This window comes from Catenulispora yoronensis, assembly GCF_039531695.1.
GTDB classification, from domain to species: domain Bacteria; phylum Actinomycetota; class Actinomycetes; order Streptomycetales; family Catenulisporaceae; genus Catenulispora; species Catenulispora yoronensis.
This window is the reverse complement of sequence record NZ_BAAAQN010000041.1, coordinates 92,643-118,832: the sequence shown is the minus strand read 5'-3', so window position 1 is coordinate 118,832 and position 26,190 is coordinate 92,643. Positions and strand designations below refer to the sequence as shown.

Annotated in this window: 28 protein-coding genes and 2 pseudogenes; 15 read left to right on the top strand and 15 right to left on the bottom strand. The window is 68.1% G+C overall.

Translation table 11 applies throughout. From position 1 onward, the window contains the following. Nucleotides 1-326: 326 nt before the first annotated feature. Complete coding sequence (locus ABD481_RS29005) at nucleotides 327-545, top strand: DUF1918 domain-containing protein (RefSeq protein WP_344668963.1); 219 nt, start codon at nucleotides 327-329, stop codon at nucleotides 543-545. A gap of 236 nt (nucleotides 546-781) precedes the next feature. On the opposite strand, the gene ABD481_RS29000 is transcribed toward ABD481_RS29005, so the two are convergent. After that, nucleotides 782-976 (bottom strand): DUF2304 domain-containing protein, encoded by a 195-nt coding sequence (locus ABD481_RS29000; protein WP_344668962.1) that lies wholly within the window; start codon nucleotides 974-976, stop codon nucleotides 782-784. Nucleotides 977-1,286: 310 nt separating this feature from the next. Between ABD481_RS29000 and ABD481_RS28995 the strand changes: the two genes are divergently transcribed. Further along, entirely contained in the window at nucleotides 1,287-2,060 is a 774-nt protein-coding gene (locus ABD481_RS28995) for an STAS domain-containing protein (RefSeq protein ID WP_344668961.1), read from the top strand. A gap of 461 nt (nucleotides 2,061-2,521) precedes the next feature. Here the strand turns inward: ABD481_RS28995 and ABD481_RS28990 are convergent, their stop codons facing one another. Continuing rightward, complete coding sequence (locus ABD481_RS28990; protein ID WP_344668960.1) at nucleotides 2,522-2,839, bottom strand: hypothetical protein; 318 nt, start codon at nucleotides 2,837-2,839, stop codon at nucleotides 2,522-2,524. After that, complete coding sequence (locus ABD481_RS28985) at nucleotides 2,836-3,216, bottom strand: hypothetical protein (protein ID WP_344668959.1); 381 nt, start codon at nucleotides 3,214-3,216, stop codon at nucleotides 2,836-2,838. The genes ABD481_RS28990 and ABD481_RS28985 overlap by 4 nt, the downstream gene beginning before the upstream one ends. A gap of 106 nt (nucleotides 3,217-3,322) precedes the next feature. Between ABD481_RS28985 and ABD481_RS28980 the strand changes: the two genes are divergently transcribed. Further along, nucleotides 3,323-3,760 carry an Hsp20/alpha crystallin family protein gene (locus tag ABD481_RS28980; protein ID WP_344668958.1) on the top strand — a complete coding sequence of 146 codons (438 nt, stop codon included), beginning with the start codon at nucleotides 3,323-3,325 and terminating at the stop codon, nucleotides 3,758-3,760. Between the two features lie 38 nt (nucleotides 3,761-3,798). Then, complete coding sequence (locus ABD481_RS28975) at nucleotides 3,799-4,227, top strand: J domain-containing protein (RefSeq protein ID WP_344668957.1); 429 nt, start codon at nucleotides 3,799-3,801, stop codon at nucleotides 4,225-4,227. A 45-nt stretch (nucleotides 4,228-4,272) separates the two neighbouring features. Here ABD481_RS28975 and ABD481_RS28970 read toward each other — a convergent pair whose 3' ends face one another. Continuing rightward, a complete protein-coding gene (locus ABD481_RS28970) occupies nucleotides 4,273-4,578 on the bottom strand; it encodes a hypothetical protein (protein WP_344668956.1) in 306 nt (101 codons plus the stop codon). A 201-nt stretch (nucleotides 4,579-4,779) separates the two neighbouring features. Between ABD481_RS28970 and ABD481_RS28965 the strand changes: the two genes are divergently transcribed. After that, nucleotides 4,780-5,133, top strand: a complete 354-nt coding sequence (locus ABD481_RS28965; RefSeq protein WP_344668955.1) for an STAS domain-containing protein — start codon at nucleotides 4,780-4,782, stop codon at nucleotides 5,131-5,133. 132 nt (nucleotides 5,134-5,265) lie between these two features. Here the strand turns inward: ABD481_RS28965 and ABD481_RS28960 are convergent, their stop codons facing one another. The 7 genes from ABD481_RS28960 to ABD481_RS28930 all read right to left on the bottom strand — a co-directional run bounded on the left by ABD481_RS28960 (nucleotide 5,266) and on the right by ABD481_RS28930 (nucleotide 11,007). Then, the gene (locus ABD481_RS28960; RefSeq protein WP_344668954.1) at nucleotides 5,266-5,466 is read right to left on the bottom strand and encodes a DUF1918 domain-containing protein; all 201 of its coding nucleotides are present in this window, start codon (nucleotides 5,464-5,466) and stop codon (nucleotides 5,266-5,268) included. A gap of 268 nt (nucleotides 5,467-5,734) precedes the next feature. Continuing rightward, complete coding sequence (locus tag ABD481_RS28955) at nucleotides 5,735-6,478, bottom strand: hypothetical protein (protein WP_344668953.1); 744 nt, start codon at nucleotides 6,476-6,478, stop codon at nucleotides 5,735-5,737. Then, nucleotides 6,475-7,236, bottom strand: coding sequence for a hypothetical protein (locus ABD481_RS28950; protein ID WP_344668952.1), 762 nt, complete (start codon nucleotides 7,234-7,236; stop codon nucleotides 6,475-6,477). The genes ABD481_RS28955 and ABD481_RS28950 overlap by 4 nt, the downstream gene beginning before the upstream one ends. Beyond that, nucleotides 7,233-8,264 carry a TniB family NTP-binding protein gene (locus tag ABD481_RS28945; RefSeq protein ID WP_344668951.1) on the bottom strand — a complete coding sequence of 344 codons (1,032 nt, stop codon included), beginning with the start codon at nucleotides 8,262-8,264 and terminating at the stop codon, nucleotides 7,233-7,235. Before ABD481_RS28945 ends, ABD481_RS28950 begins: the two co-directional genes overlap by 4 nt. After that, nucleotides 8,258-9,802 (bottom strand): Mu transposase C-terminal domain-containing protein, encoded by a 1,545-nt coding sequence (locus ABD481_RS28940; protein ID WP_344668950.1) that lies wholly within the window; start codon nucleotides 9,800-9,802, stop codon nucleotides 8,258-8,260. The genes ABD481_RS28945 and ABD481_RS28940 overlap by 7 nt, the downstream gene beginning before the upstream one ends. 117 nt (nucleotides 9,803-9,919) lie before the next feature. Further along, nucleotides 9,920-10,255, bottom strand: a complete 336-nt coding sequence (locus ABD481_RS28935; RefSeq protein ID WP_344668949.1) for a hypothetical protein — start codon at nucleotides 10,253-10,255, stop codon at nucleotides 9,920-9,922. After that, nucleotides 10,252-11,007 (bottom strand): TnsA-like heteromeric transposase endonuclease subunit, encoded by a 756-nt coding sequence (locus tag ABD481_RS28930; protein WP_344668948.1) that lies wholly within the window; start codon nucleotides 11,005-11,007, stop codon nucleotides 10,252-10,254. Before ABD481_RS28930 ends, ABD481_RS28935 begins: the two co-directional genes overlap by 4 nt. A gap of 323 nt (nucleotides 11,008-11,330) precedes the next feature. Between ABD481_RS28930 and ABD481_RS28925 the strand changes: the two genes are divergently transcribed. The 9 genes and pseudogenes from ABD481_RS28925 to ABD481_RS28885 all read left to right on the top strand — a co-directional run bounded on the left by ABD481_RS28925 (nucleotide 11,331) and on the right by ABD481_RS28885 (nucleotide 20,371). Continuing rightward, a complete protein-coding gene (locus tag ABD481_RS28925) occupies nucleotides 11,331-11,945 on the top strand; it encodes a hypothetical protein (protein ID WP_344668947.1) in 615 nt (204 codons plus the stop codon). 854 nt (nucleotides 11,946-12,799) lie between these two features. Then, the gene (locus ABD481_RS28920; protein ID WP_344668946.1) at nucleotides 12,800-14,470 is read left to right on the top strand and encodes a ParB/RepB/Spo0J family partition protein; all 1,671 of its coding nucleotides are present in this window, start codon (nucleotides 12,800-12,802) and stop codon (nucleotides 14,468-14,470) included. A 113-nt stretch (nucleotides 14,471-14,583) separates the two neighbouring features. Then, nucleotides 14,584-14,958, top strand: a complete 375-nt coding sequence (locus ABD481_RS28915; RefSeq protein WP_344668945.1) for a hypothetical protein — start codon at nucleotides 14,584-14,586, stop codon at nucleotides 14,956-14,958. A 65-nt stretch (nucleotides 14,959-15,023) separates the two neighbouring features. Further along, complete coding sequence (locus ABD481_RS28910; protein ID WP_344668944.1) at nucleotides 15,024-15,305, top strand: hypothetical protein; 282 nt, start codon at nucleotides 15,024-15,026, stop codon at nucleotides 15,303-15,305. 382 nt (nucleotides 15,306-15,687) lie between these two features. Further along, the gene (locus ABD481_RS28905) at nucleotides 15,688-16,494 is read left to right on the top strand and encodes a hypothetical protein (RefSeq protein WP_344668943.1); all 807 of its coding nucleotides are present in this window, start codon (nucleotides 15,688-15,690) and stop codon (nucleotides 16,492-16,494) included. Beyond that, nucleotides 16,487-16,672, top strand: a pseudogene (locus ABD481_RS28900) (GP88 family protein); the annotation flags it as partial. The gene ABD481_RS28905 and the pseudogene ABD481_RS28900, both read left to right, overlap by 8 nt. 161 nt (nucleotides 16,673-16,833) lie before the next feature. Next, entirely contained in the window at nucleotides 16,834-17,955 is a 1,122-nt protein-coding gene (locus tag ABD481_RS28895; protein WP_344668941.1) for a tyrosine-type recombinase/integrase, read from the top strand. Next, nucleotides 17,952-18,290 (top strand): helix-turn-helix domain-containing protein, encoded by a 339-nt coding sequence (locus ABD481_RS28890; RefSeq protein WP_344668940.1) that lies wholly within the window; start codon nucleotides 17,952-17,954, stop codon nucleotides 18,288-18,290. Before ABD481_RS28895 ends, ABD481_RS28890 begins: the two co-directional genes overlap by 4 nt. Then, complete coding sequence (locus ABD481_RS28885; RefSeq protein WP_344668939.1) at nucleotides 18,290-20,371, top strand: hypothetical protein; 2,082 nt, start codon at nucleotides 18,290-18,292, stop codon at nucleotides 20,369-20,371. The genes ABD481_RS28890 and ABD481_RS28885 overlap by 1 nt, the downstream gene beginning before the upstream one ends. A gap of 34 nt (nucleotides 20,372-20,405) precedes the next feature. On the opposite strand, the gene ABD481_RS28880 is transcribed toward ABD481_RS28885, so the two are convergent. Then, entirely contained in the window at nucleotides 20,406-21,056 is a 651-nt protein-coding gene (locus ABD481_RS28880; protein ID WP_344668938.1) for an HAD family hydrolase, read from the bottom strand. Nucleotides 21,057-21,169: 113 nt separating this feature from the next. Between ABD481_RS28880 and ABD481_RS47465 the strand changes: the two are divergent. Next, nucleotides 21,170-21,642, top strand: a pseudogene (locus ABD481_RS47465) (GP88 family protein); the annotation flags it as partial. Nucleotides 21,643-21,818: 176 nt separating this feature from the next. On the opposite strand, the gene ABD481_RS28875 reads toward ABD481_RS47465, so the two are convergent. From ABD481_RS28875 to ABD481_RS28865, 3 genes are read right to left on the bottom strand one after another with little or no spacing between them, the layout of a single operon-like run. Beyond that, entirely contained in the window at nucleotides 21,819-24,125 is a 2,307-nt protein-coding gene (locus ABD481_RS28875) for an ATP-binding protein (protein ID WP_344668937.1), read from the bottom strand. After that, nucleotides 24,119-24,865, bottom strand: coding sequence for a hypothetical protein (locus tag ABD481_RS28870; RefSeq protein WP_344668936.1), 747 nt, complete (start codon nucleotides 24,863-24,865; stop codon nucleotides 24,119-24,121). The genes ABD481_RS28875 and ABD481_RS28870 overlap by 7 nt, the downstream gene beginning before the upstream one ends. Then, nucleotides 24,862-25,977, bottom strand: coding sequence for a hypothetical protein (locus ABD481_RS28865; RefSeq protein ID WP_344668935.1), 1,116 nt, complete (start codon nucleotides 25,975-25,977; stop codon nucleotides 24,862-24,864). The genes ABD481_RS28870 and ABD481_RS28865 overlap by 4 nt, the downstream gene beginning before the upstream one ends. Between the last annotated feature and the right edge of the window lie 213 nt (nucleotides 25,978-26,190).

Below are 26,190 nucleotides of genomic sequence, written 5' to 3'. Positions count from 1 at the left end.
GACCCGCTAGCCCGATCCGGTGACACCCGCGACCGGTCGGCTGCCGCGCTCGGCGTAGGCCTGGGCCGATTGGCCCCCGGCGGCATGTGTGTCGCCGGCCCGGGGCCAGGCGCGAACGGCCATGAGCGGAGTGCCGCACGATCGCATCCGGTAGTTGACGCTCTGCCCCGCGTCGAGCCCGCGGTGTCTGCGGCCGAGACGGTCGGGATGCCGCAGGGCTGGTATCCCCTGCCCGGTCATGACCGGGCAGGGGCGGCTCAGGTTTGCTTGAGGCGATCTGGCTGTTCGGTCCCCGGCACGGCGGTTGTCGCTGCCATGCTGTGACCATGAAGGCTCAGGCAGGTGACCGGCTGCGCTTCCGCAGCGCTGCGAACGGCTACGGCGGCGCGGAGATCCTCATGGTGCGCGGACAGGAGCGCGGCGATCCGCCGTATCTGGTGCGGTTCGACGGCGGGCGGGTGGCGTTGGTCGTGCCCGGGCCGGACGCCGTGCTCGAACCGGTGCCGCTGGCCGATCTGGACGGTGAAGCCGCGCCGTCCAAGTAGGGTGTTGATAGACGCGTGGATCACGGCGGGCTGTTACGGCTTCACCAGGGGCCCTGCGGCTCGATCGGGGCCGTGGGATGCCGGTGCATGCCACGGCCCGCAGGGCACCGACCCGGCTACAGGCCGGCACAGCGTTGCCGCCGCATGGCGTTCGCCTGCGGAACGCCTCCAGCCGTAGCACCTCGTAGTCTCCGGTCTTGCGCTGGCAGGCCCGTGTCCGACGCCTTCGCGGTGCGTCACATCCTGATGCTGCTGATGAGTGCGGCCACCGAGGCGGTGCTCTGCCGGATGCCCGGTGCGATCGAGGTGGAGGCCAGGTAGAACCCCAGCAGCGCACACGTGACCGCGTGCCACGTCTTCAGGCCGCCCTTTCGGCACAGCAGCAGCACGATGACGGCCAGCAGAAGCACGCCTGATACGGACACAACCATGGCCGGTGCCTCCCTACGATGCTCGCCTTGCATTCCCGTGCCAGGGAAGTTAGCTCTCTGCGATCAGCACCGCCACCGCAAACGGGTCCGGGCCGCCTTGAAATCACCCGGATCGCGTACGGGACGCCAGGCGAAACGCACGATGCCGTTGCGGCCCCGGCCGGTCTCGCGTCCCGGGGACGCAGCCATGAGCGCGCCCGGCACGGGGTTCCAGCCAGCTGTTATACAGGCCGGCCGGGTTGGTGGCTACGACACCACACCCGCCGTGTTAGCAGTGTTTCGCCCTTTGACCTGGTGATACGCCGTGTTCATGGTCGTGGCTGGTCGACGTGTCGCATCCGGCGCGACCGGGCCGGCCGGACTGGCGGGCCGGTCGCGAGGGGTATCAGTGCCGTGGTCTCGACGAGAACCGGCGCGGGCGGTACTGTGGCCGCGCAAGGCTTCACCCGAAACAGTGACACCCCTGGCAGCACGGCCGTTTCCGGAAGAAAAGGCCCGTACCCCGCGCGCGTACGTGTGTGCCCCAGACCCCCGGCGACACGTGGCCCGTGCTGTGTTGACTGGAGGTTTGGCGGTGACTGCTTTCCACGCCCGTCAAGTACATGCCCGCCCAGCCCCGCCGAAGTTCGGGCACACCCGGACCCACGGGCCGGGTCGACAACTCACCGTAGCCGTCCGACCCTTCCGCGACGGCGCGGTCCTGGCCCTGTCCGGGGAACTGGACATGGCCGTAGCCGCCGAATTCGACGCCGACGTCGCCACGGTCATCGCCCAGGGCATGGTCCGCCTGGTCCTGGATCTTTCGGCCCTGGACTTCTGCGACTGCTCCGGTCTGTCCGCCCTGGTGCGGGCCCGCCGGCTGGCGGTGGCCCGGCACGGCGGGGTGCGGCTCGCGCACGTCCCACGGCACCTGGCACGAATCATTCGGATCGCCGGGCTCGGCGCCGCCTTCCCCTGCTACCCCAGCGTGGACGACGCTTTCAACGACACCCAGCGCGCCGTGCGCATACGGGCCGGCGTCCCGCTCGCCGGCCGTGGCACAGTCCGGGTCCGGCGCCCCGATGGCGGTACCGCACCGCTGTAGCGGGACCACATAGCTGATGCCGCCGCCTGTCGGTCAACGGTTCGGCCCAATGCCCCACTATCAGTAGAAGACGACTGGCATCCGGGGCCTTCCCGCCGTGCTGCGTCGGCCTGCCATGACGTTCCGGCGGTCGGCGACAGCGAACGATCGAGCGGCGGGGTTGCTCACAGGCCTCGCCGCATGATTTCAGCCGAGCCCTCATTCAGTGACCCGCCGATCACGAGTGTCGCCGCCCCGATGGTTCGTCCCGGACGGCATCGACCGAGCCGGCGAGGGTTCTGCTCGTCGGCTCGGTGCCAGGCGTCGCGGGTGAGTTGTCGATGCCGCGACACGACGACCGGAGGATGTCGTGCCGCCCGTCCAGCCGTATCCATCCGGCGGTTCAGGGTTCTCCTCAGCGGCTCCGCCTGACCATCCAGGCAACGGGCGAGGCCGGAATCGAGGGCGGGCCCGGCGCGGAATCAATCCCCGGCGTACTGGCGGCGCAGGGTCTCCCGGCGACGCTCGTCCGCATGCTCTTCGACGGCGTCCAGGTGCGCGGCCAGGGCCGGATGCCCGGCTTCCAGATGGGGTATGGCCTCTGCCAGAGGCTTGATCAGATCGGCGGCGTCGCCGGTGCCAAGGGCGTCGCGCAGCGCGGCCAGGCCGCCGGCCGCGCCGCGGGGCAGGCCGGTCAGGGCACTGATCTGCCCGGCCGGCCGACGCAGCCCGGCGGCGTTGTCCCGGGCCCGGTCCCGGCCCGCGCGGTCGCCGGCGCGCCTGTCGCGCTCGGCGGTCACCCGCTGCTCCCCGGTGCTCGCCCGGAGTCGGCCGAGGGCCGAAGCCGCAGGTAGCGGCGCTCCGCAGCGTAGGGGCTTGCCACCCCCACGGCCGGGGCCAGATCCGCCCAGCTCGTGCCGAGCTGCCGGGCGGCGTCGATCAGCCCGGGTTCCCAACCGGTCATCTGGGTGCGCAGCTCGCGTAGCAGCATCAGCGCGGACAGCACCTGCGGCCCGGTCAGCGGGCCGCCGACGGGCGCGGTCGTCGACGCCGGCGGCTGCCGGGCCGCGGAGACCGCCCCCAGCACCGTCCCCAGTGCGGCGCCGACCGCCTGCTCCCGTATGGCACGCAGCTCCCCGGAGGCCGACCCCGGGGTATTGAACTGGACGTTCATCATGTCACCCTTTCGCCGACATGGAGGCTTGTCATCGTTCCGATGACATGTTACAACGGATGCCGAGGGAGCCGACACCCCGTTGGCCCACACACTGGAGGTGACCCCTATGTTGATGCGCACCGACCCGTTCCGTGACCTGGACCGCATCGCCCAGCAGCTGCTCGGGACCACCGCCGCGGGCACCTGGACCCGCCCCAACCCCATGCCCCTGGACGCCTGGCGCGAAGGGGAGGAGTTCGTGGTCTGCTTCGACCTGCCCGGCGTGTCCCTGGACGCCATCGACGTCGACATCGAGCGCAACGTCCTCACCGTCAAGGCCGAACGCCGCCCCACCGCGATCGGCGAGACCAAGGTCGAGATCTCCGAACGGCCCCTGGGCGCGTTCTCCCGCCAGCTGTTCCTCGGCGACACCCTGGACACCGACAACATCAAGGCCGACTACGACGCCGGCGTGCTGACCCTGCGCATCCCGGTCGCCGAGAAGGCCAAGCCCCGCAAGGTCCAGATCACCGCAGCCGGTGACAAGAAGGCGATCAACGCCTGACCCGTGCGGCGCGCCGCACGGCGCGCCCCCCTTTGCCGGTGGCCGCCCCCTTTCCCTCCGGCGGCCATCGGCAGGCAGCAGCCGGAGCGATGATGGACCCCGACTTCTATGCGATCCTCGGCGTCACCCCGCAAGCCGACGCCGCACAGATCAAAACCGCCTTTCGGCACCTGGCCCGCGCCCTGCACCCCGACTCCGCCACGGCCCCGGCCGCACCGGAGCGCCTCGCGCAGGTGCTGGCCGCCTGGCACGTCCTAGCAGACCCGGCCAAACGCGCCAGCTACGACCGCGCCCGGTCGGCACCGACGACCGGGCGAGCCCGCCAGCAGATGCCGGAAGGCACCAGCGGCGAACCCCACCCCAACGACGCCACCCTGCTCGACGGCCCGACCGTCATCCATATCCGGACCGCGCCGCCCTCGGGCGCCCACATCCGGGTCGGGCCGCCGATCCGCATGCCCGATTGACCTCCGGTCCGAGATCAAAGAAAGGAGCGTGACATCATCGCCGACTTACCAGAGGCGGAGGTCCCCGCAGATCTTGTCGCGCTCAAACACCGGTTCCTCATCCTGGATGCCGAATGCGCCCGCTTCGCCAAGACGCTGCCGAACTCTACGGCGATCGCCACCGGACAAGCGGCCCTGACCGACGGCCAGCGCGCCACCTGGGCTGCTATGCAGGCCGAACTGGCCGAGGTGGCCGTGCAGATCCACCGGCACCCGTTCCTGGCCGCCAAAGCACCAGCCGACCGATACCCCGCAGACCGGGCAGCAACGAAGGCCGCCAAAACCAAAACATGGACAGAACACAGCGCCCAAGCCGCATAAGCGTCGGCCCTTCCGCCAGCCGCTCCGCGGATGCCCCGCGCATCTGCCGACATGGCAGGTTTTTCGAGGGAATCCTGGGGCGGCTGGGACCACCCCTGGAACGCGAGCCCCGATAGCGGCGGCGGAGCCGGTCGTAGCATGAGGTGCTATAGGCAGGCGGTGCCAACGGTCCGGCCAGATAGGAGCACCAAGATGACCAACTTCAAGTGCTCGACTCGCCAGGAAGGCCCAGTGGCCGTGGTCAGCGCTGCCGGTGAAGTCGACCTGGCTGTTGTCAACCAGCTGTGGGACAAGATCTCCGCACAGATCTGTCCTGCCGCAGTGGTGGTGCTGGACTGCGCCGACGTGACCTTCATGGACTCCATGGGCCTCCAGGTACTGGTCCGCGCCCGCAACCACGCCGAGAAACAACACGCCACCTTCGCCCTGGCCGCGGTCCCCAAACCGGTGTCCAGGGTCCTGCGCCTGGTCGGTCTGGACCATGTGTTCCCGCAGTTCAGCGACGTCGAAGCAGCCGCGATAGCGCACAGCGGTCAGATGTCGTAGCCGACTGGTGCGAGCGCAAGACACCACGAACCGCCGCCTCGTTCAACCGCCTCCGCGCCGGCGCGCCGAGGGTTTGGCGCTCCACGGTGGGTCTGGGCTCATGACGGGCCTGCGGCCGCGGGCAGCGCGGGTTCACACCTCAAGGTCGCCGGTCGGCACTGGCTCGACCATGGCGTCCATACCGGGAACCACCAGTGCCACATGCCCATCGTCGAAACGCACCAGGTACGGTGGCTCACCGCGTAGACGGCCGCGCACCATCAGGATCTCCGCGCCGCAGCGGCCATTCACGGCGCTACGGAAACGCAGGCGATCGCCCGCCCTAGCATTCATGCGACCAGCATGACGTAACAGCCGCCCCGCGGAGGCCCGAACAGCGGCCTTCGACACACATCTCACCGTGGCGGGTGGAGGGTTAGCACCGGGTGCTTGCCCTCTGCCTACCGCTTGGATCACACCGGCGTCCCGTCCGGCTTGAATGGCAGGTGCCGTTGAGCACACCCTTCCATCCCTACTTGTAGTGAGCTTCGACAGAGAGAGGGTGAGGTCGGTCTTGCGACGTGGGTTTCGCCAGGTCGGTTGTGGCTGCACCCGGTTTGGCTCATTCGGCGGCGCCGGTGGGTTTGTTGCGCGGGCGTCGAGGCGGGCCTCGTCTCACGGCCGTGCAGGGGATGCTGCGGCGGGCCGAGATGAACTCGCGGACCACGCGGTAGGGCAGGTTGGCCTGGTGGTCGTCGACGAGGACTTCCCAGATGCGTCTGGCTGGCGCGTAGGGCTGTTGCCGCAGCATCTCGTCGATGGTCAGAGCCAGCTGCTCCAGCACCTCGGCGTGACTCTGTGAGATGCGGCGTTGAGCGGCCGAACCAGACGGTTCCGGTCGCGGTTGCGCGGTGGGGTCGCTGAGGACTCGCTCGACCGTGTTGCGTTGGACGCGGTGCCGGCGCGCGAGTTCGGCGACGGTGATGTCCCTTTCGTACGCCGCGTCGCGGCGGATGGCGGCGAAAGTTTCCCGCATTTCCGCGTGGGTCCGACGAGGGCGCTGAGGACTTGACATGCGCGGGATGGCTGGTGCTGGTTGTCGGCTGCGTGTTTTCGGAAGCCCATGCAGCGCGTAGTGCAGTGCCTGCTCTGAACGTCCGGACAAGATGGCGAGGAGGTCGGTGCGCAGCACTGCCGAGCTGTAGCCGATGCGTCCGTTGAGGATCTCGATCAGCACACTGGGTGGCATGTGGTTGTCGGCAGCCAGTCGCCGGATGTAGGCGTCGACGTGTTCGCCGCTGTTCGGTTTGACCCGGACCGGCAGCGCGGTGGTCGGCGGTAGATCCAGTGCCAGGGCCAGGCTCATGGGCCGCCCTCAAGGGTGTCGGATGGCCGGTCGCGGTGGTGTGGCCGGTCGTTGGCGGCGGGCCTCTTCTGAGGTCGGCAGGAGTTTCGCAGATACTTCTTGACGGTCGGCTTGGAGATGGCGGCTTGATGATGGTCGACCAGGCGGGCCCAGATCTGGTCGCAGGTCATGCCCTGGCTGTGCATGTGATCTATCAGTTTTTTGACCAGGTCGAGCGTGGGGGCGGCGGGGGCGGGGGCGAAGTCCTGCATGACAAGGGCCGCCGGGCGCGGCTGAGATCCGCGCAGGACGCGATCGATGAGCCGTTCGCCGACGAAGTGCCGGCGCGCAAGTTCCCGGACGGGTGTGCCGGCCAGGCGATCGGCGCGGATCGTCGCGAACAGTTCCACCTCGTCGAGGTAGCGGATCTCATCGGCGGCCAGCCTCCAATCCTGGATCAGGGGCGAAGCGGTGGCGGCCTGCTGGCGTTGGTACGACTTCTGGAACCTGGTCGGCGGGGCGCCGGGCGGGGTGGGCCGGTGCGGCTCGGGCAGCCCGGTCAGCGCCAGTCGCAGGGTGGCGGGCTCGCGCCCGGCTGCTGCGGCGAACCGGTCGAGTCGAAGCGTGCCGATGCTGTGCCCGTCGGCGTTGACGAACGCTCGCAGCGTCGAGGGCAGCAGGTGGTTGGCTTCGGCAAGTCTGCGCAGGTAGGAGGTGTAGTGCTCGCCGGTGACCGGTCGGACCGGGATCGGCAGCGCGCTGATGTCGTTGGTCCTCATGTTCTGGCCGCCCTGGGTTTGCGCTCGGTCGCGGCCTGGGCGGCGATATCGATCTCGATGGCGTCCAGATGCCGTCTGGTGATGCGCTCGGTGCCGTCCAGGACCGCCTGGACCGCGGCGGACCGGATCAGCCGCAGCAGGCTCCCGATCATGCCGGTGGTGCGGTGGTGCAGGTAGTCGGCCAGGCCCACCAGGGTCTCGGCGGTGTGACGGTGCAGGCGCAGGGAGCCCTCCAGGGCGGCGATCAGGTTGACCCAGTCGCTGGTGCGGGGGAACGGCCCGGTGTTGATCTGGGCGAAGCGGCCGGCGATCTGCTCGCCGCGGGTGCCGGACAGCAGGCCCGCGCGGGCGATGTCGATGCCAGCGTAGACGAACGTGGCCGGGATCCGCTCGGAGAAATACTTGAGCATGTCCGAGGCTTCGGCGCCGGTTCGCGTGTTCAGCGCCAGGTTGTGGATCTCGTCGACCCCGACCATGACGGTGTGTGCATCTAGGCAGACACCGCAGACGGCCTCGACGATGTCGGTGACGTTCAGCCGGCGGATCACCGGCAGGCCCAGGAACCGGGCGAACTCGGCAGCGATCATTCTGGCGGTGGCCGCCGGAGGGACGGTGATGTAGAGCACGGGGATGTCTTCGGGCCGCTGTGGCCAGCGTTGCCGGTGGGCGATCTCCACGGTCTTGGCCATCTGCGTCAGGGCGGTGGTCTTGCCGGTGCGGGCGGGCCCGGACACGATCAGCCCGAACCGGCCGGAGACGGCGTGCCGGTTCAGGTAGGTCAGCCGCCTGCCCTCGGAGGTCACCTTGCGCATGGTCGGGGTGAACACGACGCCCAGCTGGGCATGGTGCTCGATCCGGGCCTCGTCGTAGGCGCTGCGCCCGGCATCGTCCAGCGCGATCCACTGGGCGCGGGCGAGCAGCTGCGGCGGTGGGAGTTCCGGGCCGATGAAGCGGCGCCAGCCGGCCAGGGTGGTCAGCTGGATCGCGTCATCGGCGGCCAGCGGGCCGACCGCGGTGGTGGTCACCATCGCCTGCTTGCCTCCTGCCAGGGGTCGAAGAACTCGAACGGATGCGCGGGCTCCGGTGCCCCCTCCTGGGTCTCGGCCTCGTCGGTCTCCGCTGGTTCGTCTTCCTCGGCGATGGCCGGCGCGGCGGCCATCGTGCGGGCGGCGATGCGCCGGGACCTGGCATCCAGACCGCCGGCCGGTCCGGCGTGTGCGCGACGCAGCAGGTCCGCGACTGCTTCGGCGATCTCGGCTTCCCCGGCACCGGGCATACCGGCGGCGACGTGGTTCCAGGCCATCTCGCTGAACGGCGCGGCACCGGCGCGAAGGTGCCTCCAGAACACAGTGATCCATCCGCCGCCGTCCGGATCGCGCACCCAGATCCGGGAGATGTCGTAGGGGTCGTGGTGGACCTCCCATTGGTTGCGCCGCTGCGCGACGCCGGAGCTTCGATGCCGCAGTGGGTTCAGCTCCGGCCCGTCGTAGGTGCGGTGATCGATCTTGATGCCGTAGGCGTTGACGCTGCGCCAAACCGTCGGCAGCAGCTCCACGTAGTCGGCGCCGGACATCGCCACCGGCACATATCCGGCGGCCTCGATCAGGGCCGCGTACTTCTGGTTCGGCGTGAACATCCGCCCCGGTGTACTCGGGTCGCGCAGGGCGTCGTGCGGCCGGTTCTGCCAGGACGCGACGATCCACTCGTCCAGAAGGTCTTGAAGCTCCGGCAGCGACCACAGGTGCTCGCGCTCCAGGTGTCGTCCGCGCCGATCCGGGTTCGACCCGGTGTAGCCGGCCACGAACTGGGCGAACAGTGTCGCCACGGAACCCAGCATCGACTCGATGTGTCCCTTGTCGGTCGGGGTCCCCTTCCGGCTGGGTTGCAGGTTGATCCCCAGGAACCGGCAGGCGTCCTTGAACGTGGCCGACACGAACACCCTGCCGTGGTCGATGACGATCGAGGTCGGGACCATCACCGGCCGGGCTGCGGCATGCTCCAGCCGCTCGTCCAGACCCGTCAGCCGCCTCCAGGGCAGCACCGACCGCGCCATGGCAAGGGCCTGCGGCCATCCCGGTCGCATCGGCTCAGGGGTGACCGTGCGGGCCAGCAGCAAACACGCGTCCACCGACTTCGTCGACGGGCGCAGCACCGCGGCGGCTACCGTCCTGGTCGCCACGTCCACCATGCCGGTGAGCTCGCATCTCCCGGTCACCCCATCGGCCAGCAGAACCAGCACATCCAACGGAGTGGAGTCCATCTGTATCAACTCGCCCGGCGCCGACGCGGACACCTGCCCGAACGCGCCGACCGGCCGGGACGCTACCGATCGGCGCGTAGCGGCCGAACCCGTGGTGTGCAGTCCGGCCGACAACTCAGCGAACAGCCGATACCAGGTGCGCCGGGACGGAAGCGGAACCACCCCCGCGCCGTGCTGCTCATCCAGCAGTTCCCCGGCGCGCCAGATGAAGAAGCCGACGGTGCGACTCGAAGCTTGCTCGGCCTCGGCGATCGCCTGCCGCAGCGCAGCAACCGCCCGCTCATCAATGCGCCCGAACGCCGGCATCCTCTTATCAGCACGGCGATCGACCAGGCCAACGATGCCAGCAGCCTCATAGCGCTCCCGATGCCGCCGGACGGTCCTGGCCGACACTGCATGGCCCGCGGACGACAGCTCCGCCGCCTAGGCCGCCTCCCGCGCCCCCAGCGGCGGGATGCCCGCAGCAGCCCCTACGTTCAGCACATCTAAGATGTGCCGCTCCCACCACCGGGCGCGCTCGATCACCTCCGGCGGCAACCCCTCCAAGGAACCCAGGGCCGGGACCGGCTTCGGCCCCGGCATATCGGTGAACGCGAACCCGTCCTCTGCCAGCAGCACCGCCAGCGCAGTCTTCTCCACCTTGCCGGCACGGTCGGCCAGCAGCACCGTCGTCCCGGACACTCCGACGACGGTGAACCGCTGCCCGCCGCGCACCACCCCGTCCCCGATGCCCAGTCGCGATCGATTCTGCGAGGTCATCGCGACGCCCCCGACCACACTACGGAACCCGGGCCCAGCAGCTGCTGCGAAAGGTCGGCCCGAAGCACCTGCTCCCACATCAGGTGGAACAACACCGGCAGCACGCCGAGCGTGTCACCGGCCCGGGCCGCCCCTTCCATCAGTGGCGTCGGCCGCGCGAACACAGCCGACAGGGCATCGGCGGCATCTTCATTTCGGCACCGCGGATGCCGGTAACGAGCCAGCCAGCGCACATTCGCCGCCAGCACCGCCGGCAGGGTGCCGACCCGGCGGAACTCCCAGCCCACCGATCGGCACGCCGACTCCGTCGCCTCGAACGCTTCCCGGTCCCTGTCCTCGATCCGGTCATCGGCCCTGACGTCGATGACGACGCCGACACCGTCGACCCGACGGGCGAAATAGTCCGGCGCATGACGCCGTAACCGACGGCCATCGTGCCAGCTCAGCCAGAACGGCTGACTGGAGAACGCTGCGATCGTCCGGTCGAAGTCGAGCAGCATCACATGATCCCGCTCCAGCCAGGACTCGAATCCGATGTGAAGACCGGTTGAAACCGACCACCACCAGCCCGGGTTGTGGCTCTGGCTGCGGGCCCACCGGAAGCTCCGGATCGGCGGCGCATCCTCGAAGTCAACGCTCCAGCACGACGCCAGCGGGCGCTCATGCCGATGCCTCGCTGCATCGACGTACTGAAGGAGGAACTGTCCGTCCGACTCCTCGTCGGAGGCTATTCCGGCACCGTCGACATCCACACGGCCAGGTTCGATGGCACGGGCGCTGGATGTGGCCAGATTGCTTGTCAATTGGCCGGATTGAGTGACACCGGTCAGTCAGCAGCCCCTGACGGCCTGCCGCACTGGCGACGTGAGGTAAGCACGCTGCGCCCCGGCGCGCGGCAAGGCCGGGGCCGCTACGCGGTCGGCTGCGCCGAGCCTTGCCCGACCGGTGCGCATGTGCTTGGCCTTCGGCCCGCCAGCTCGGGCCGAACCGCCCGATGGCACTACCGGCTCCGCAGGCGCCCCAACGCCTCTGGAGCCGGCAGGAAGCCCATCGACCCCTCGTCAGGAGCACTGCCGTGACCATCCTCGAACACACCAACCTCTGCGCGCCGGACGCGCCGCGCACCGACCGCACCGTCACCATCCGCCCAACTGTCCGGCTTGCCGAACTGGACGCCACTTTCCGCGACTTGGGCGAGCTGATCGACTCGGTGCTCGACCGGTGCGTGTGGGCCGAGGAAGAAATCGAGGCGGCCCAGCTGCGCCACGGCGAGAAGGACCGCGGACCGCTGTGGAACGCCTTCCGTTTGCTCAAGGCGACGCACGAGCGCGCGTGGCCCGAGCTGGTGTACCGCGCGCACTGCCGCGAATTGCTCGACCGCGTCGCTGCCGGCACTGACACGCGTCCGCCGACCGACGCCGAGAAGATCTCCGTCCTGTCCGCAGCCAGTCAGACTGCGCCGCTCAACAGCGGAGCCGAAACGCTCTACCTGCGCATCGGTACCCGGATGCTGCCCGGCATCTTCGACGGGATCGGCGACGTCCTCGACATCCAGGCGTACGAGAAGGTCAACGGCAGCCCCGCTGATGAGTACGAGGCGCAGCTCACCCGCAAGCTGACCCAGCCCTGGCGCAAAGTCGGCGCCACCGCCGCGGAGATCGATCAGCCGGCCATCGCGTCACACGAGTAGAACCGCCAGCGGGTGGCGCGCACCGGACTGTGTCCGGTGCGCTCGTGCCGCTGCGGTTTTGCCGTCCGTCTGGCAGGCGGCTCACGGAGCCGCGGCAGCCGACTGAACCCGACACCGTCTCAGTTCTCAACCAGGACACTGCGATGGCTCCCCTCCCGCGTCCTCGGTCATCGCCCACGCCGGCCATCGACCCATGCCAAATCTGCTGGGCGCCGCGGCTGCCGACGCGCGGCAATGGCGTACCGACAAGCCCCATCGAGGTAGCGCGATCATCGCCTTCAGAATCCTCGCACACATGCACGGCCCAGGCAGCCGGCCCTCCCGCTGCCCGAGTCTCCGGGGCAGGTCGCCCGCGTAAAGGGCGCGAGCTGCGCTCGCGTCGCGGCTCTTTGGCTGCTCAGCGGCCAGGCGAAGCGATCGGCCTTCGGCCGACCCTTGACTCGGCCGCCCTCTGGGCCCCGGACCCGATGGCAGCTATCGGATGGGCCGGGGATTCATGGTCGAGAGGTAAAAGCCTGTGACGGAATGACACCCCAGCGGCGTGGATTCACGTGCTGCCACGCAGGTCACAAACCTGTTGCGATACCCTCTGACCTGCGAATATAGCTTGATATCGGGACCCTGATCTGCCATAATCGGGTTATCGAGCGAGGCTGACGGCCCCGGCTCGAACCCCCTGATTCCGGTGCCTCGCGGTCGCTTCGACGAACCGCGTGCAGCCTACCCACCGTGGGCCGTCATCCTTTTTTGATCGCGGCGTGCCCGGCTTGTCCGGCGTCCGCAACTCTCGCGCGCAGCGGGGCGGCATCCCCGTTCGTGCGCACCCGCTCATCTCAACCACCGAAGGATTCATCATGAGCATTTCCATGCCCGAGACCGACCTGGCTGCGCCGGATGCGGCGCTGGTCGCCGAGATCGACGCGATTGGCGCAGATGCCGGGGCTGAGGCACAGTCCAGGCACGACGCCGCCGGTCTGGAGATCATTCCGATCCGGACCATCCCGCTCTCGGCGCTGATCCGTAACCCGAGCAACCCGCGCAGCCAGGTCCGGCAGAAGGCCGATCCGGATCTTGTGGCCAGCGTGAAGGAGAACGGGTTCGACCCGTTCATCATTACGAAGACCGACGACCCGAGCATATTCATGATCATGGATGGTCACCGGCGGATGGACGTGGCCGAGCACCTGAAGCTCAAGGATGTGCCGTACGCCTTCGATCCGTCGCTCGCGGACGACCCGGTAGCCCACCACCTGATCGCGGTGATCACTTCGCAGCACAAGAAGCCGTTGACGGCCCTGGAGACCGCCGGCGCCCTGTTCCAGGCGGCGGCAGCGGGTGCGTCCAAGTCCACGTTGTCGAAGGCGTACGGCAAGAAGAACGGGAGCGTAGCGCAGGCCCTGAAGGTGGCCAAGCTGCCGGAGACGACCCGCAGCGCGGCGGCGGCATGCACGTACGAGTGGGACATCACGGAGCTGGCCGCGCTCGATGAGTTCGCCGACGACGAGGAGGCGACCGCTCGTCTCGTGGAGGCGGCCGAGGAGAACCGCTTCGCCTTCCGCGTCGAGCGTGAGCGGATCGAGCGTGCCGAGCGCGAGCAGCGGGCAGCTATCCGAGCCGAGCACGAGGCTACTGGGGTGGCGGTGTTCGACGAGGAGCCGGACGGCGCGGTGCGCCTGTCTCGCCTGCGCGGGGACAGCGGTTCGATGAGCGCCGAGCTGCACGCCGCCTGTCCCGGGCACGCGGCGGTGTTTGAGTCCTACGGCACTGTACGGGTCTCGTTCTACTGCCTGGACGCCGAGGGCAACGGGCATGAGCTGTGGCAGTCGTACAGCTCCCAGCAGGCCGCCAAGCCGCAGGATAAGGCAGCCAAGCGTGCAGTGGTGGTGGGCAACAAGGACTTCACGGCTGCGCAGAGCGCCCGCGCCGCGTGGCTGCGCGGCCTGATCTCTGGGGCCGGGAAGCTGGAGAAGGACAAGCTCGACCGGATCTCGCGCTTCACGACCCTGGCGACGCTGAACGCGCCGGACCCGGTCCGCAAGTTCCCGTCCGCGATGAAGCGGGCCGAACTCCAGGCCGAACTGCTCGGCATGGCCGAGAGCAGCCCCGAGGACTTCGAGCAGGCCGTGGCCAGCGCCAGCCCCCGGCGGCTGATGATGCTCCAGTTCGCCACCGTGGCCGCCGCCTACGAGAAGGCCGCGACCAAGGACACCTGGCGCACCGATCAGCCCCCGTCCGAGTACACCGGTGCCGACCGCAGGCACGCGCGGACCTGGCTGACGTTCTGCCGGGAGGTCGGACACAACCTCTCCCCGATCGAAGAGGCGATCGTGGCCGATGAGACCTACGTCCCGACACCGCTCGCTGCCGCCTCCTGCACGCTGGCCGCCGCGCAGGAGGCGGAGGACACGGAGGACGAGGCCGACCCGTCCGGCGACGAGGACGACGACGAGGTATCGAACGGGCTGGTGGCCGAGGACGAGCCGACCGACCCCGAGTTCGACGAGCAGGGGTCGTCGCAACAGTAGACACCGCAGCAGGCCCGGACCGTCTCCCCGGTCTGGGCCCTGGGATCTGTTGGCCTCGCATCTCGCGGGCCCGGCCGCCGGCCGGGCCCGCGCTCCGATCAAGGACTCAAATCGTGTACCAGTTTTTCGAGCTTCTTCCCGGCGGCCCGCCGGCCCGCCTGTACCGGCCCGACCAGCTGATCTCCCTCAACGTCGTGTGCGCCCTGCTGGACACGACGCGCCCGCTGGTCAGCCGCACCCCGGACCTGGGCCTACTGGTCTGGATCGACCGCGACTGCTTCACCAAGGACCGCGAGCCCAACCCGGTCGCCAGCGCCGTGGCGCGGGCTGTCTTCGAGACGGCTGCCGCCGCCGTGTGCGGGCCGCTGCTCGTGACCGGCGGAACCTTCGAGCAGCCGACCGCATTGGGTCCGGCCGCTGCCGACGAGGCGTTCGCCTACCTGTTTTCGCTGGAGCAAGCCGGATCGGCGGACGAGGGACGCCCATGACGACGTGCGCTGCGAGCGCTGCCGCCGCAAACGCAACCGCCACCATACGGAAAGGACATCTGACCGTGAAGATGACGCATAGCCAGGTCATGCTCAACAACTTGAGTGACGACATCGAGCGAGAGGCCAGGGCCGCCAAGGCACAAGGCCATACCGTCCGCAAAGCCAGACAGGGCGGAATGTGGGTCTACGGCTGGCGAATCTTCCCCGAGTACGTCAGCGAGGTCGGCGCGTGGTGCGTGGCACGCCAGACGCGCTCGACCGGCAGCAGCGCGGCCCGCTTCACAGCCGCGCCCGGCGTCACCGCCGAGACCGTAGTCCGCCGCATCCTCGAAGAGAGTTCGTGATGGCCAACCCGTTCGCGACACCCGGCATGTCCACCCCGGTCAGGTTCTCATTCGGCATGGGGCTGGACTCGGCCTGTATCGCCCTGCGGTGGCTGGAGGAGCCGGACAGTCGGCACGGAATCAGCTTGGAGGATGTGACCCTCTCGGTGGCGATGACTGGGGACGAGTACGACTCGACCCGCCGGATGATGGAAAGGCATCTACTGCCAAGGCTGCGCGAGCACGGTGTCCGCCTGGTGCAGCTCTCCCGTGCCCGGCAGTCCGGCGGCTACGTCGTGCTCGACGACTCTCGCGCGCCACACAAGATGATCATGCGTGGACCGTGGCGCCTATCCGACGAGTTCGCCGCCGCAGGAACACTGCCCCAGCTATCGAGTCACCTGTGTCGATCCGGGCTAAGGCGGAGCCGCTGGACTGGTGGGCCGCCGACGAGTACGGCGACCGGCCGGTGTTCCACGTCGTGGGCTACGCCGCCGAGGAAGACCGGCGCGCTGCCAAGGACATGAAGCACGCCACCGCCCTGCGGCAGCCGCTCTACCCCCTCCGGGTCTGGGGGTGGGACAGGAACCGATGCGACGCTTATATTCGTGGCCTGATAGGCGAGCGGTGGCCGCGCTCGTGCTGTGCGGGATGCTGTTTCGGCTTCAACCAGCGCAACCTGCCGGACTTGGTGGCTCGCTGGCGCGCGGAGCCGGAGGTGGCCGCGCACACGCTGCTGCTGGAGCACACCGCGCTCGCGTTTCACGAGCGGATGCGGCTGTTCGGCAAGACCTCGGCGCATCAGCTCGCCCGCGAGCACGCCCTCACCGGCGCTCTCGCGCTCTACCGGGCGCAGCTGGAGGCGAGCCGGTTCGCCGTCTACGAGGTGCGCCGAGTGGTGCACGCCGGAACCGAGGGCCCGCACGTCAAGGGCCCGGTATGGCGCTCGGTCAGGCAGTTGTCGACCGGCACGCGGCCCGCCATGACCGTCGAGCTGGCCGAGCGCGCCGCCGAGGCGGGCGCGCGCGTCGAGTTCGACGATGACGGAATCGCCCGCGCCCTGGTGGTGGCCCGCGAAGACCGCTATCCGACCACGGAACGGCTCCTTGCGCTGGCCCCAGTCGGCGCGGTGGACAAGCAGCTGAAGTCATTCGACAAGCATTGGGCGCGGGTGAGCGCCGATCGGTCCGGGCGGAGCCCGGATGGCTGAGGCTACGCGCGAGGTGCGGCGGCCAGCCCGGCTGTTGACCAACGGCAATCGGGACTTGGCCAGGGACAACATCTGGACGTGGTCGCTTCCCGCGCTCGCCGCGCGCCTACCTGACGGGAGAACGATCCGTACTTGTCCGGCCTCTGGCATCTGTAGGTTGGCATGTTACGCGAGGTCTGCGCGGAATTGCATCTAATGCAAGCGCTTTGTGGAGACTGAGCTGCGACCTTGGCTTCACGCGTCAACCATCTACAGCCTGATCTTATCGCTCTCACCTGCGGACTTGCCAACCGTCTTCCATCTGATGCAAGTTTCTTCCTGAAGACGGAAGGAATGTTGATGGGTGTTCGGGAGGATCTGCCCCCTGGTTCGGCTCGGCTGGAGCTGCGCGAGGGCGTGCTCCTGCTGCGTCCCGAGGACGCGGTGCTGGACGCGATGGTGGCCGGCTGGGAGAAGCAGCAGCGCGGCGGACGCCGCCTCCAGCAGGAAACCGTCGACAACCGAAAGAACGTGGTGCGCAGGTTCGTGGAGTTCACGAACGAGTACCCCTGGCGCTGGTCGGCGGCCCACATGGACGAGTGGACCGCCCAGATGGTGATGGAGCAGGCCCTCGCGGAGTCGACGCTGCGCAACTACCAGGGCGCGATCCGGATGTTCTGCGACTACCTCACCTCGCCCTACTACCGCTGGGCCGAGGAGTGTGAGGCCCGGTTCGGCACCCATCCCACGCAGATCGTCCACGAGTGGAACACCGTCGCCCATCTGGTGGACTACGAAGGCGGTCCGGGTCGCAGGCCCCTGACGCGCGAGGAATGCCAGGCGCTGTTCGACTACGCCGATGAGCAGGTCGAGCGGGCCGTGCGGCTCGGGCGCAAAGGCGCGCTGACCGCGTACCGCGACTCCACCGCGCTGAAGCTGATCTACGGCTGGGGGCTGCGCGTCACCGAGGCCAGCAAGCTGGACCGCCCGGACTGGTACCGCAATCCGAAGGCCCCTGAGCTGGGCAAGTTCGGGATGCTGAACGTCCGCTGGGGCAAGCGCTCCAAGGGATCGCCGCCGAAGCGGCGGATGGTGGCCTCGGTGATGCCGTGGGCGGTGGAGGCCGTCGAGGACTACCTGGTCAACATCCGCCCCCGGTTCGGGCCGAGCGAGCATCCGGCGATGTGGCTGACCGAGCGCGGCAGCCGTCTGCGGCCCCGGGAGATCGAGGAGCGGTTCGCGTCCTACCGGGACGCCCTGGGCATGGACGGCGACCTGGTGCCGCACTGCCTGCGGCACAGCTACGTCACCCACCTGATCGAGGACGGAGCCGACCCGAAGTTCGTCCAGGAGCAGGTCGGACACAAGTTCGCCAGCACAACCGGGATCTACACCGGCGTGTCGGGAGACTTCATGAACACGATGCTGCGGCAGCACCTGGACCGTGGACTGGCCACCGATGCGAAGGAGGAGCGGCCTTGACCGCCAAGCTCGACTACACCTGGAGGCTGCGGGAGCTCATGGCCACCCGCGGCATGTTCAGCACCACCGACATCCGCCCGCTGCTGATCGAGCGCGGCATCACGCTGTCCCCGACCCAGATCTGGCGGCTGGTCACCGAAAAGCCCGAGCGGCTGAGCCTGAAGGTCCTGGTCGCCCTGATGGACATCCTGGACTGCGCCATGGAGGAGCTGATCGTCCCGACCGCCGTCGCCGGCCGCCGCGCCAAGGCCGTCGGCGAGAACCCCGGCTCCGACACCGGGCCGTCGAACAGCCTCGGAGCCCTCCGTCCCAAACGAGCAAGGATCACCGAGTAATGGCACGAGCCAGACCCCGCAGGCCCGAGGCATCAGCCGAAGCAGTGCAAGCGATCGTCGACTCCGTCGCCCGGGTGGACCCGGCCGTCGACCGCCACGGCCTGGCCAGGCTGGTCGTCGAGATGGTTCCTTACCCACGCTGGCAGCACAAGCTCGCCGACCAGTTGGAGGACCGGCCCGACCTGCTGACCGGAGCCGGCGCCCACGGGTCCAAGACCGTCGTGTCATTCATCGAGGCGCTGCGCGAACGCGGCGTCGCCGGGATCATCGCGCCGGCCTGCCCGTTCTGCGACCGCGTCCTGCGCCTTCCGCGCGGACGCGACGGACTGCGCTGCTGCATGAGCTGCTGGAACGAGGCCCACGCCAAGCCCTGCGCCCGCTGCGGCGAGGTCCGCGCGATGAGCCGCCGCACCGACGACGGCGAGTCGTTGTGCGAACGATGCGCCAAGGTCGAACCGTCGCTGCACGAGGAATGCCACGGCTGCGGCCGACTCGCCCTGCCCGCACGCCGTGAGGGCGACGTCGTGCTCTGCCACAACTGCTGCCACCCACCGACCACGACCTGCGCTTCGTGCGGGCGGGTCAAACCCTGCACGCAGGCGGACACCGATTCGCCGCGGTGCAAGAACTGCTCCGACAAGCTGCGGGCCGAGCCCTGCTCACGGTGTGGACAACGACGTGTCGTCCACCGCCGCACCGCTGACGGCGAGCCGTTGTGCAAAGCCTGCGGATCAACGGACACCTGCGCCGGATGCCAGCGCGTTGTGCCGCTGCGCATCCGCACCGACACCGGCGGCCTGTGTCAGACCTGCTACAAGCACGGTGTCGTCGCTCATCGCGCCTGCGCGCGGTGTGGGGTCCTCGGCTCGCAGCACCGCCTCGGTCTCTGCACCGCCTGCGCCTGGCCTGACGCGATCCGCAAGCTGCTGACCGGCCCGGACGGCACAGTCAGGCCGGACATCGAGCCGGTCCTGGCCGCGTTGATCGCTACCGATGCCGCCGCCGGCCTGAACTTCGTAGCCCGGCTTCGCCACCAGAACGCGCTGGCGGAGCTCGCGGAAGCCAGCGGCCCGGTTACCCATCAGGTCTTGGACAAGCTGAGCTCGGCCACCGCCGCTAACCGGCTGCGCGCGGCCCTGGTCGAGGCTGGCGTGCTGCCCGCCCGCGACGAGTGGCTGATCAGCCTGGAGACCTCCATCGAAGCCCGCATCAAGCGGGTCACAGACCCCGAACACCGACGGATCCTGCAAAGCTTCGCCACCTGGCACCATCTACGACGACTGCGCACCATCGCCGGCCGACGACCGCTGACTCAAGACCAGGTCCACTACGCGGTCAACGCCGTTACCGCCGCCGCCAGCCTGCTGAACTGGCTCACCGATCGCGGACAGACGCTGCTCACCTGCACACAGCACGACATCGACGACTGGCTCCCCAACGACCAGTTCTCCCGCTCCCGCGGGTTCGTCACCTGGGCCGTTCAGCGCCGCCACGCGACCGCCATCGAGATCCCCCGGTTCGCCAACGCACCGGTCCGCAACGTGTTACCCGAGCACGACCAGCGCTGGGATCTGGCTCGTCGGCTCCTGAACGACGAGTCGATCCTGGTGGCCGACCGCGTCGCGGGGCTGCTCGTCCTGCTCTACGCGCAGCGCGTCGTGCGCATCACGCAGCTGACGACCAAGCACGTCGCCGTCACCGACATCGGCGTAGAACTGCGTCTCGGCGAGGAGCCGATCCTGCTGCCGACAGCACTCGGGGACCTGCTCGTGAGGCTGGTCGAGGACCGCTGCGGAGCACCCGCGACCGCGCCAGACGACGCCGTCTGGCTCTACCCAGGCACCCGGCTCGGACGGTCGATCGCCAGGAGCGACATGACCACGCGACTGCTGGAGCTCGGCGTCTCGCCCACCCTCGGCCGCAACACCGCGCTGATGGAGATGGCCGCCGAGATGCCCGCCGCCGTCATCACGCGGATGCTCGGCATCAGCCTCGACCGGGCCACGCGCTGGACCCAAGATGCAGGCAACACCCGACCCAGCTATGCAGCAGAGGTAGCGCGACGTGCAGCACGCCGTTGAGGGGACACGTCAAACTGGCGGCGGTTCTCGGAAGTCAGGCTCGCGTGAGGAGCGTCGGGAGTTCGCGCATGTCGTCAAAAACCGTGGTGCCGGGCCCTTCGAGCCACTCCGCAGGTGTGAGTCCACCGGCATAGCCCAGGGCGCGCATCCCGGCCGCGCGAGCGGCCTGGACCCCGTACTTGCTGTCTTCGACCACGACGCAGGCCGAAGGGCTGACGCCCATCTGCTTGGCGGCGTGCAGAAACAGGTCGGGGGCCGGCTTGCCGTGGGCGACCTCGCTGGCGCTGAAGATTCGTCCCTCGAAGTATCGGTAGATCCCCGTGTGACCCAGAGTGCGGCGCATCGTGTCATGGGTGCCGCCCGAGGCGACGCAGCTGGTCAGCGTGATGGCGTCGAGAGCGTCCAGGATGCCGTCAACAGGAGCGAGTTCGGTTTCGACGGCTTCGTGATGGAGCTGGCCGAACTTCTCCCGCCACAGAGCGGACCGGTCCGGGCCCACCCGGAGGGTGATCTGGTCGAAATTGGACGCGACCGACCGACCGATGAAGTTCTCGATCACCTCGGCCTCGGACAGCGGCCAGCCCAACTCCGCACCAAGTTCCACGAAGAGACGCACAGCAAGGCGTTCGCTGTCGACCAGCACGCCGTCGCAGTCGAAGATGACGAGCTCAACCGGAGTGATCATCCGGACACCATACCGACCGCGGTCCGTTCAGGTCGCAGGTGGCCGACCACGATCGAGGCAGGTTCAATTCCGCAAGTTCCAACTCCCGTGCCTACCAGTAGCAGGGCACGTATCGGATTCCCGCCGTGCGCGACCGCCATATCAGAAATCTGCTGTACACGGTTGAGGACCTGGACGGCTGGACGGACGCGATGATCCGAGAGCTGGCCCACCCCAGATTCGCGAGCGGAGCACGGGTCCGGATTCACGACGGAGGCGATTTTGGAGCCCGGCTTACCTCGACGCCTGGCTCACCGTGGCCGCCGCGGGCCCTCAGGTGGGGTTTTACACGTACACCAAGGAAGTCCAGCTGTTCAGGGACGTCGTCGAGCCCGCGCCGCCCCCGAACCTGAAATGGGTGTACTCGCTGGGTGGAAGCCAGGACGTGCTGCTGGCGCCAGGCGACCGGGTTGCCGACGTGTTCCCGACTGAATCAGGCATCGAGCAAGCAGGATTCCACTCGCAGGCCGCATCCGATCTTCTTTCCGTGGACGGGCCTAGCCCGGTCGGCATGGCCAGCAACAACATCCCCCAGCTCCTCAAGTTTTCCGGCCGCGATGGTCGCGAAGGGGCTTCTGGCCTGCTTCCAAGCGTAACGGACATGTTCGCTATGAAGCGAAATATGTCGTGTCTCTCACGCCGTATCCTGGATGGCACGTTGGAGACGCCGAGAGCGCTCACCCTGGCGAGTCCGCATTGGTCTCCGGTCAACCAAGGCTGCGGTCAGGGCATTTTGCTGAGCTCAGGGTCGCGGGTGGCCAGCCACGACGGCAGTTCGATGTCGACGGCCATCGGCTGGTACTGGCCAGGGATCGAAACGAGTGCCTGGCCGCGAGTGAGGTATGAAAGCCGATCGCGTTGGTGCTCGTTGATTGAGAGTGCTGCGGCGATCCGGTCCTTGTCAGAGCCGAACGCCACGCGGTGCACGATCGTCGTTGCGGCGTTCACGAGGACGCTGCGATTGACCTGATTTGCGCTCTGGTCGCCGATGACGAGCCCTTGGCCATAGCTGCGGCACTCTGCGATCATGTTCGCGAAGATCGTAGAGACCTCGGCGACGGAAGACACGAGGGCGGGGTCGCCCCCGCTCGGGAGCGCGGGGATAATGCGGTGCGCCTCGTCGATGAAGGCCAGGTGCGCGAGATCGGCGGGTCGATCGGTGTTGCGCTCAGCACGCTCGTCCTCGCTGACCCGGTAGCCATACAGTAGGGCGAAGATCAGACTGATCGCGCAGTCGACCTCCTCCCGGTCAGCGATGCGACCGAACTCGATCAGATAAGTGTCCCGGAACAGGTCGTAGATGGCTTTGTCGGGGTCGGCAGGGTTGAACATGAGGCGCACGATGCTGCGGCGCAGCGATTCGAACCGGCGGTTGAAGTGGTCGTACGCCTCTACCTGAAACTGGCTCGATCGGTCGGAGAACGGACCAGCACTGCTTGTCAGCAGGTCTTCTAGCAGTCGTGGTCCACGTTCGAGGAAGCCCTCGAACGTCGGCCAACCCGTGATGTCGGTACCGCGCAGCCGCGCGAACGCCCTGAGTTCTTCCAGTGTCGCGGGTGATCCGCCTGGGAAGAACTGTTCCCAGTAGAGCCGACGGATCAGCTCCAGCAGGATGCTGTAGCCCGCAGCAGTGGTCGGGAACAGCAGGGCCAGCGGTTTGGCGACGCGGACGCAGTGGTCGTAGACCGATCCGTTCTCGGGAGGGATGAACGGGTTGAAACGCGGATAGCGGTCGGCAGTGAAGTCGATGATGTGATGCTCAAGCCTGAGCCGCTTCATGAGTGGGCGGAAGTCGGACTTGGCCGGGTCGATCAGCAACAGCGGCACCTGTGGGCGAGCCGAATTTACCGCCTCGGCCATCCGCATCATTGTCGTAGTCTTCCCTGAGCCCGGTACGCCGGTGACGAACGTGTGCTTGCTGAGCTCGTCGATCGAGAGCCACACCGCGCCGCCGCCTGAGAGCCGACCCAGCAAGATCGAGTCGTCACTGCCAGCGGCTGGGGGCTGTACGTACGGATTGTTGAATGGGCTCGGTTGGAAGTGTCGGACGCCTGGTAGCGCCTGGTCCGTGCTGTAGGGCGGGCAGAGCAGGTCGACAGCCTCCGCAGTGAGATGTGCGCGTTCCAGGCGATGCAGGACCCGCTTCAACCGCTCGTCCGTGACCGTCAGCGCCATTTTCTCGACCGCGGTGGCGGACCGTGCGACTGTACCGTCACCAAGATCGCTGATGACAGCGGCGGCCAGTCCGGCCACCGGTCCGCGCAGTACGACCTCGCCCTGCATCGTCGGAATGCCCGTCGCGCGGGCGGTGAGCAGGTCTGGCTCGCCGGCGGACAACTGGGGGCCGGTGGTTGCGCTGTAGAGCAGGCACAGTCGCGCGTAGTGGGTATCGTCGTTCTCCGGTTCGAACCTGCTCATAGTGATCCGGACGCAGCCGGGGTTCTGCTCCAGGAAGGCGCAGAGGGTACGCCAGGCGGAGGATCTATCTCGGCGCGGTAAGACCGCCGGGACGGGAACGGTAAAACGGCCTCGGGGCGCGAACGAACTGACGAGCTCGCGCAGCTCATCGACCGCGAGCCGGGCCAGTTCCAGGGCGGGGTTGTGTGAGCTGCCGCCGACCGAACGTGATGGCAGCGGGGCTGGGGCGTCCAGGGGAAGGATCGGAGCCGTTTCGGTGGTGCGGCCGATGCCGCCGACCGGCACGAGGTTGACAGCATGGACGAGCCTGCCCTGATCGTCCGCGCTGAACTCACAGCTCGCGACCTGTGTGGAGCCAATCCGCCAATCGACGAACGGGCGCGTGTCGGATAGCAGCGATTCGACCTGGCCTTGCGGCAGAGGTATCTCGTAAGAGAACTCGACTGGACCGCCCGGCTCGGTCGACTCGGCATGCAGCGTGACGTACTCACACGTCACTAGCAGAGCCCTCAGCGTCCGTCGAGTCGCCGCGAGGAACGCCTCGCTGTCGCCGGACCGGGAGGCCGACGCCGCAAAGTGGGGCGCCCGCTCAAGTCGCGCTACTGTCAGCATTCGTCTCCTTCATGGTCTCTTGCCGTGATGGTGCCGCCGTCGTGGCCGATAGCGTTGCGTGAACCGGATCCAAAGGTGCCGAGTTTCTCGCGCAGGAATCCACGCATACCGCCGGAAGCCATCGGCTTCCGTATCCAGACGCCCACGCCCGGTTCCCGACACAGCGCCGTGAGATCCGGTGCCGCCTCAAGATCAGCGTCCCAGTCGGTGACCGAGCCGTAGGTCGTGATGACGGCGCGAACGCCGTCATCATCGTGCTGGTCGAAGAGTTCGAGCCAGGGGGCCGACGTTTCCGGCGACTCCTCGACTTCGCGGCCGCCGATCCAATCGGCCAATGCGAGTGGAACGGCACTCGCGTCGTAGGCCTCGGAAGTCTCGGTGATGACGGCCTCGACATGGTCGAGGACGTCGTTCGGATCCGCCGCCATCGCGAGGAAGGCCGCCCGAAGCGGGGCGTCCTGCGGTGACCCCAGCAGAAGCACACGGGTGCCGACTGTCCGCCGAAACGGTCCCTGCTCCATTCGCCTGCCCCGGTTACCGGCAAGCAGGAGGGCAACTTCGTCGCGGCGGCGGGCCAAAATGAGCCAAGTGGCCCGGCCGGGTCCAAGCCGGGCCAACCGAGTGAACGCCGCCGGTGCCGGTACCGGCGCGGGGCCTGCAGCGGGGTGACCACCTGTCACCTCGTTCCAGTACGGGTCCCGGTCGTGGGCGAGGTTCGAGGTTCTGACAAAGATCCTCATGCCTGCCAGTCTTGGAGTAGGTGTTGCGGGTCGTGCACGATTTCGAAGCCGTCTCTACCGACCTTGCGGATCTTCTGCAACTCGCTCAGGTACGTGTCGAGGTCCTGATTCCAGTTCAGGTACTCCTGGATTTGGGTGGTGGTCGCGTTGCGCGCGAGGCGTCGGCAGTTCAGTAGGAAGCTGATGATGTAGAGCAGCGGTTGCTCGGCGCCGTCGGGTTCGGCGACGGATTCGATGTGATCCGCTGCGAAACGGGGCTCGTACTCCCGTTTGCCGGCGCCCTCGCGTTGTCCCTGGTACGACGCCGTGCCGAAGGTCTTCACTGGGGTGATCGCGATGGCGACGTGGTCGCCTGCCGGAGAGTCGATCAATCCGTGGATGATATCCGCGTACCGTTCACGAGTGAGGTCCTGGAGCGCCCGCGCGCCGTCTGTCCGCCGTAGGTATTCCTCACAGCGGACCGGGACCAGCAGGATCAGCATCGGCGAGCTACGCCGTTTCGAGGAGATCGAGAGATCCAGCCAGTTCTTGATCTGCTCCGGGCGATTCGTGCGACGATGCCACGTGTCGTTCATCATCGACGGTGTGTCGATCGGGGCAATCAGCACGTGGCTGGCGTAGATGAAGTTCTGCAAATCCTCGACCTCCGGGTCGAGCATCGCGTCACGCTCGAGCCACGCCCCCGGGTAGTCGGCAATGCAGAAGCGGATCCGACTCCATCGCGTCTGATGTAGTGAGCCGACGCGGGTGATCTCGAACTCGAAGCGCAGGAAGTCGTCGGAGCTCGGAGTCGGCGCGAGTTCGAGGGTGTTCGTATCCTTCTCCGCGAACGCCTCGACCACCAGTTCGTTGGTCTGGCTCAAGTACATGTTGGCGGATGGTTCTCGCACCGGTGCGTACCCGGCGGCGGCGCCGTCAGCCGCGGCTTTTTTCATGGCGTCGTCCAGCGAGTTGAACATCGCCCAGAGCAGAGTGGACTTCCCGACCCCCTTGAAGCCGAGCATGGATATCCGTACCTGACCGAGTTGCTGGATCCGCTCACGGACGACCTGTAGTCGGCCACGGATGCTGGTGAGCGCGGAGTTCAAGCGCCGCTCTGCGCTACTTGCCATGACTCACTCCTGGTTGTGGATCGACTCCTCGGATAGATCGGCGCGACCGCGGCGCGACTCACAAGCCCGCGTCGAACGGCGTCAGACTTGGTGCTGGCCATGACGGATCGGGCGCAGCGACGGGCTCGGCGACCGCTACTGATGACGTGGGCTGCGTCTGCTCGATCGGTTCGAACGCCGCGGCGGGCGCCGGGTCGGGTTCCATGAAGCTCG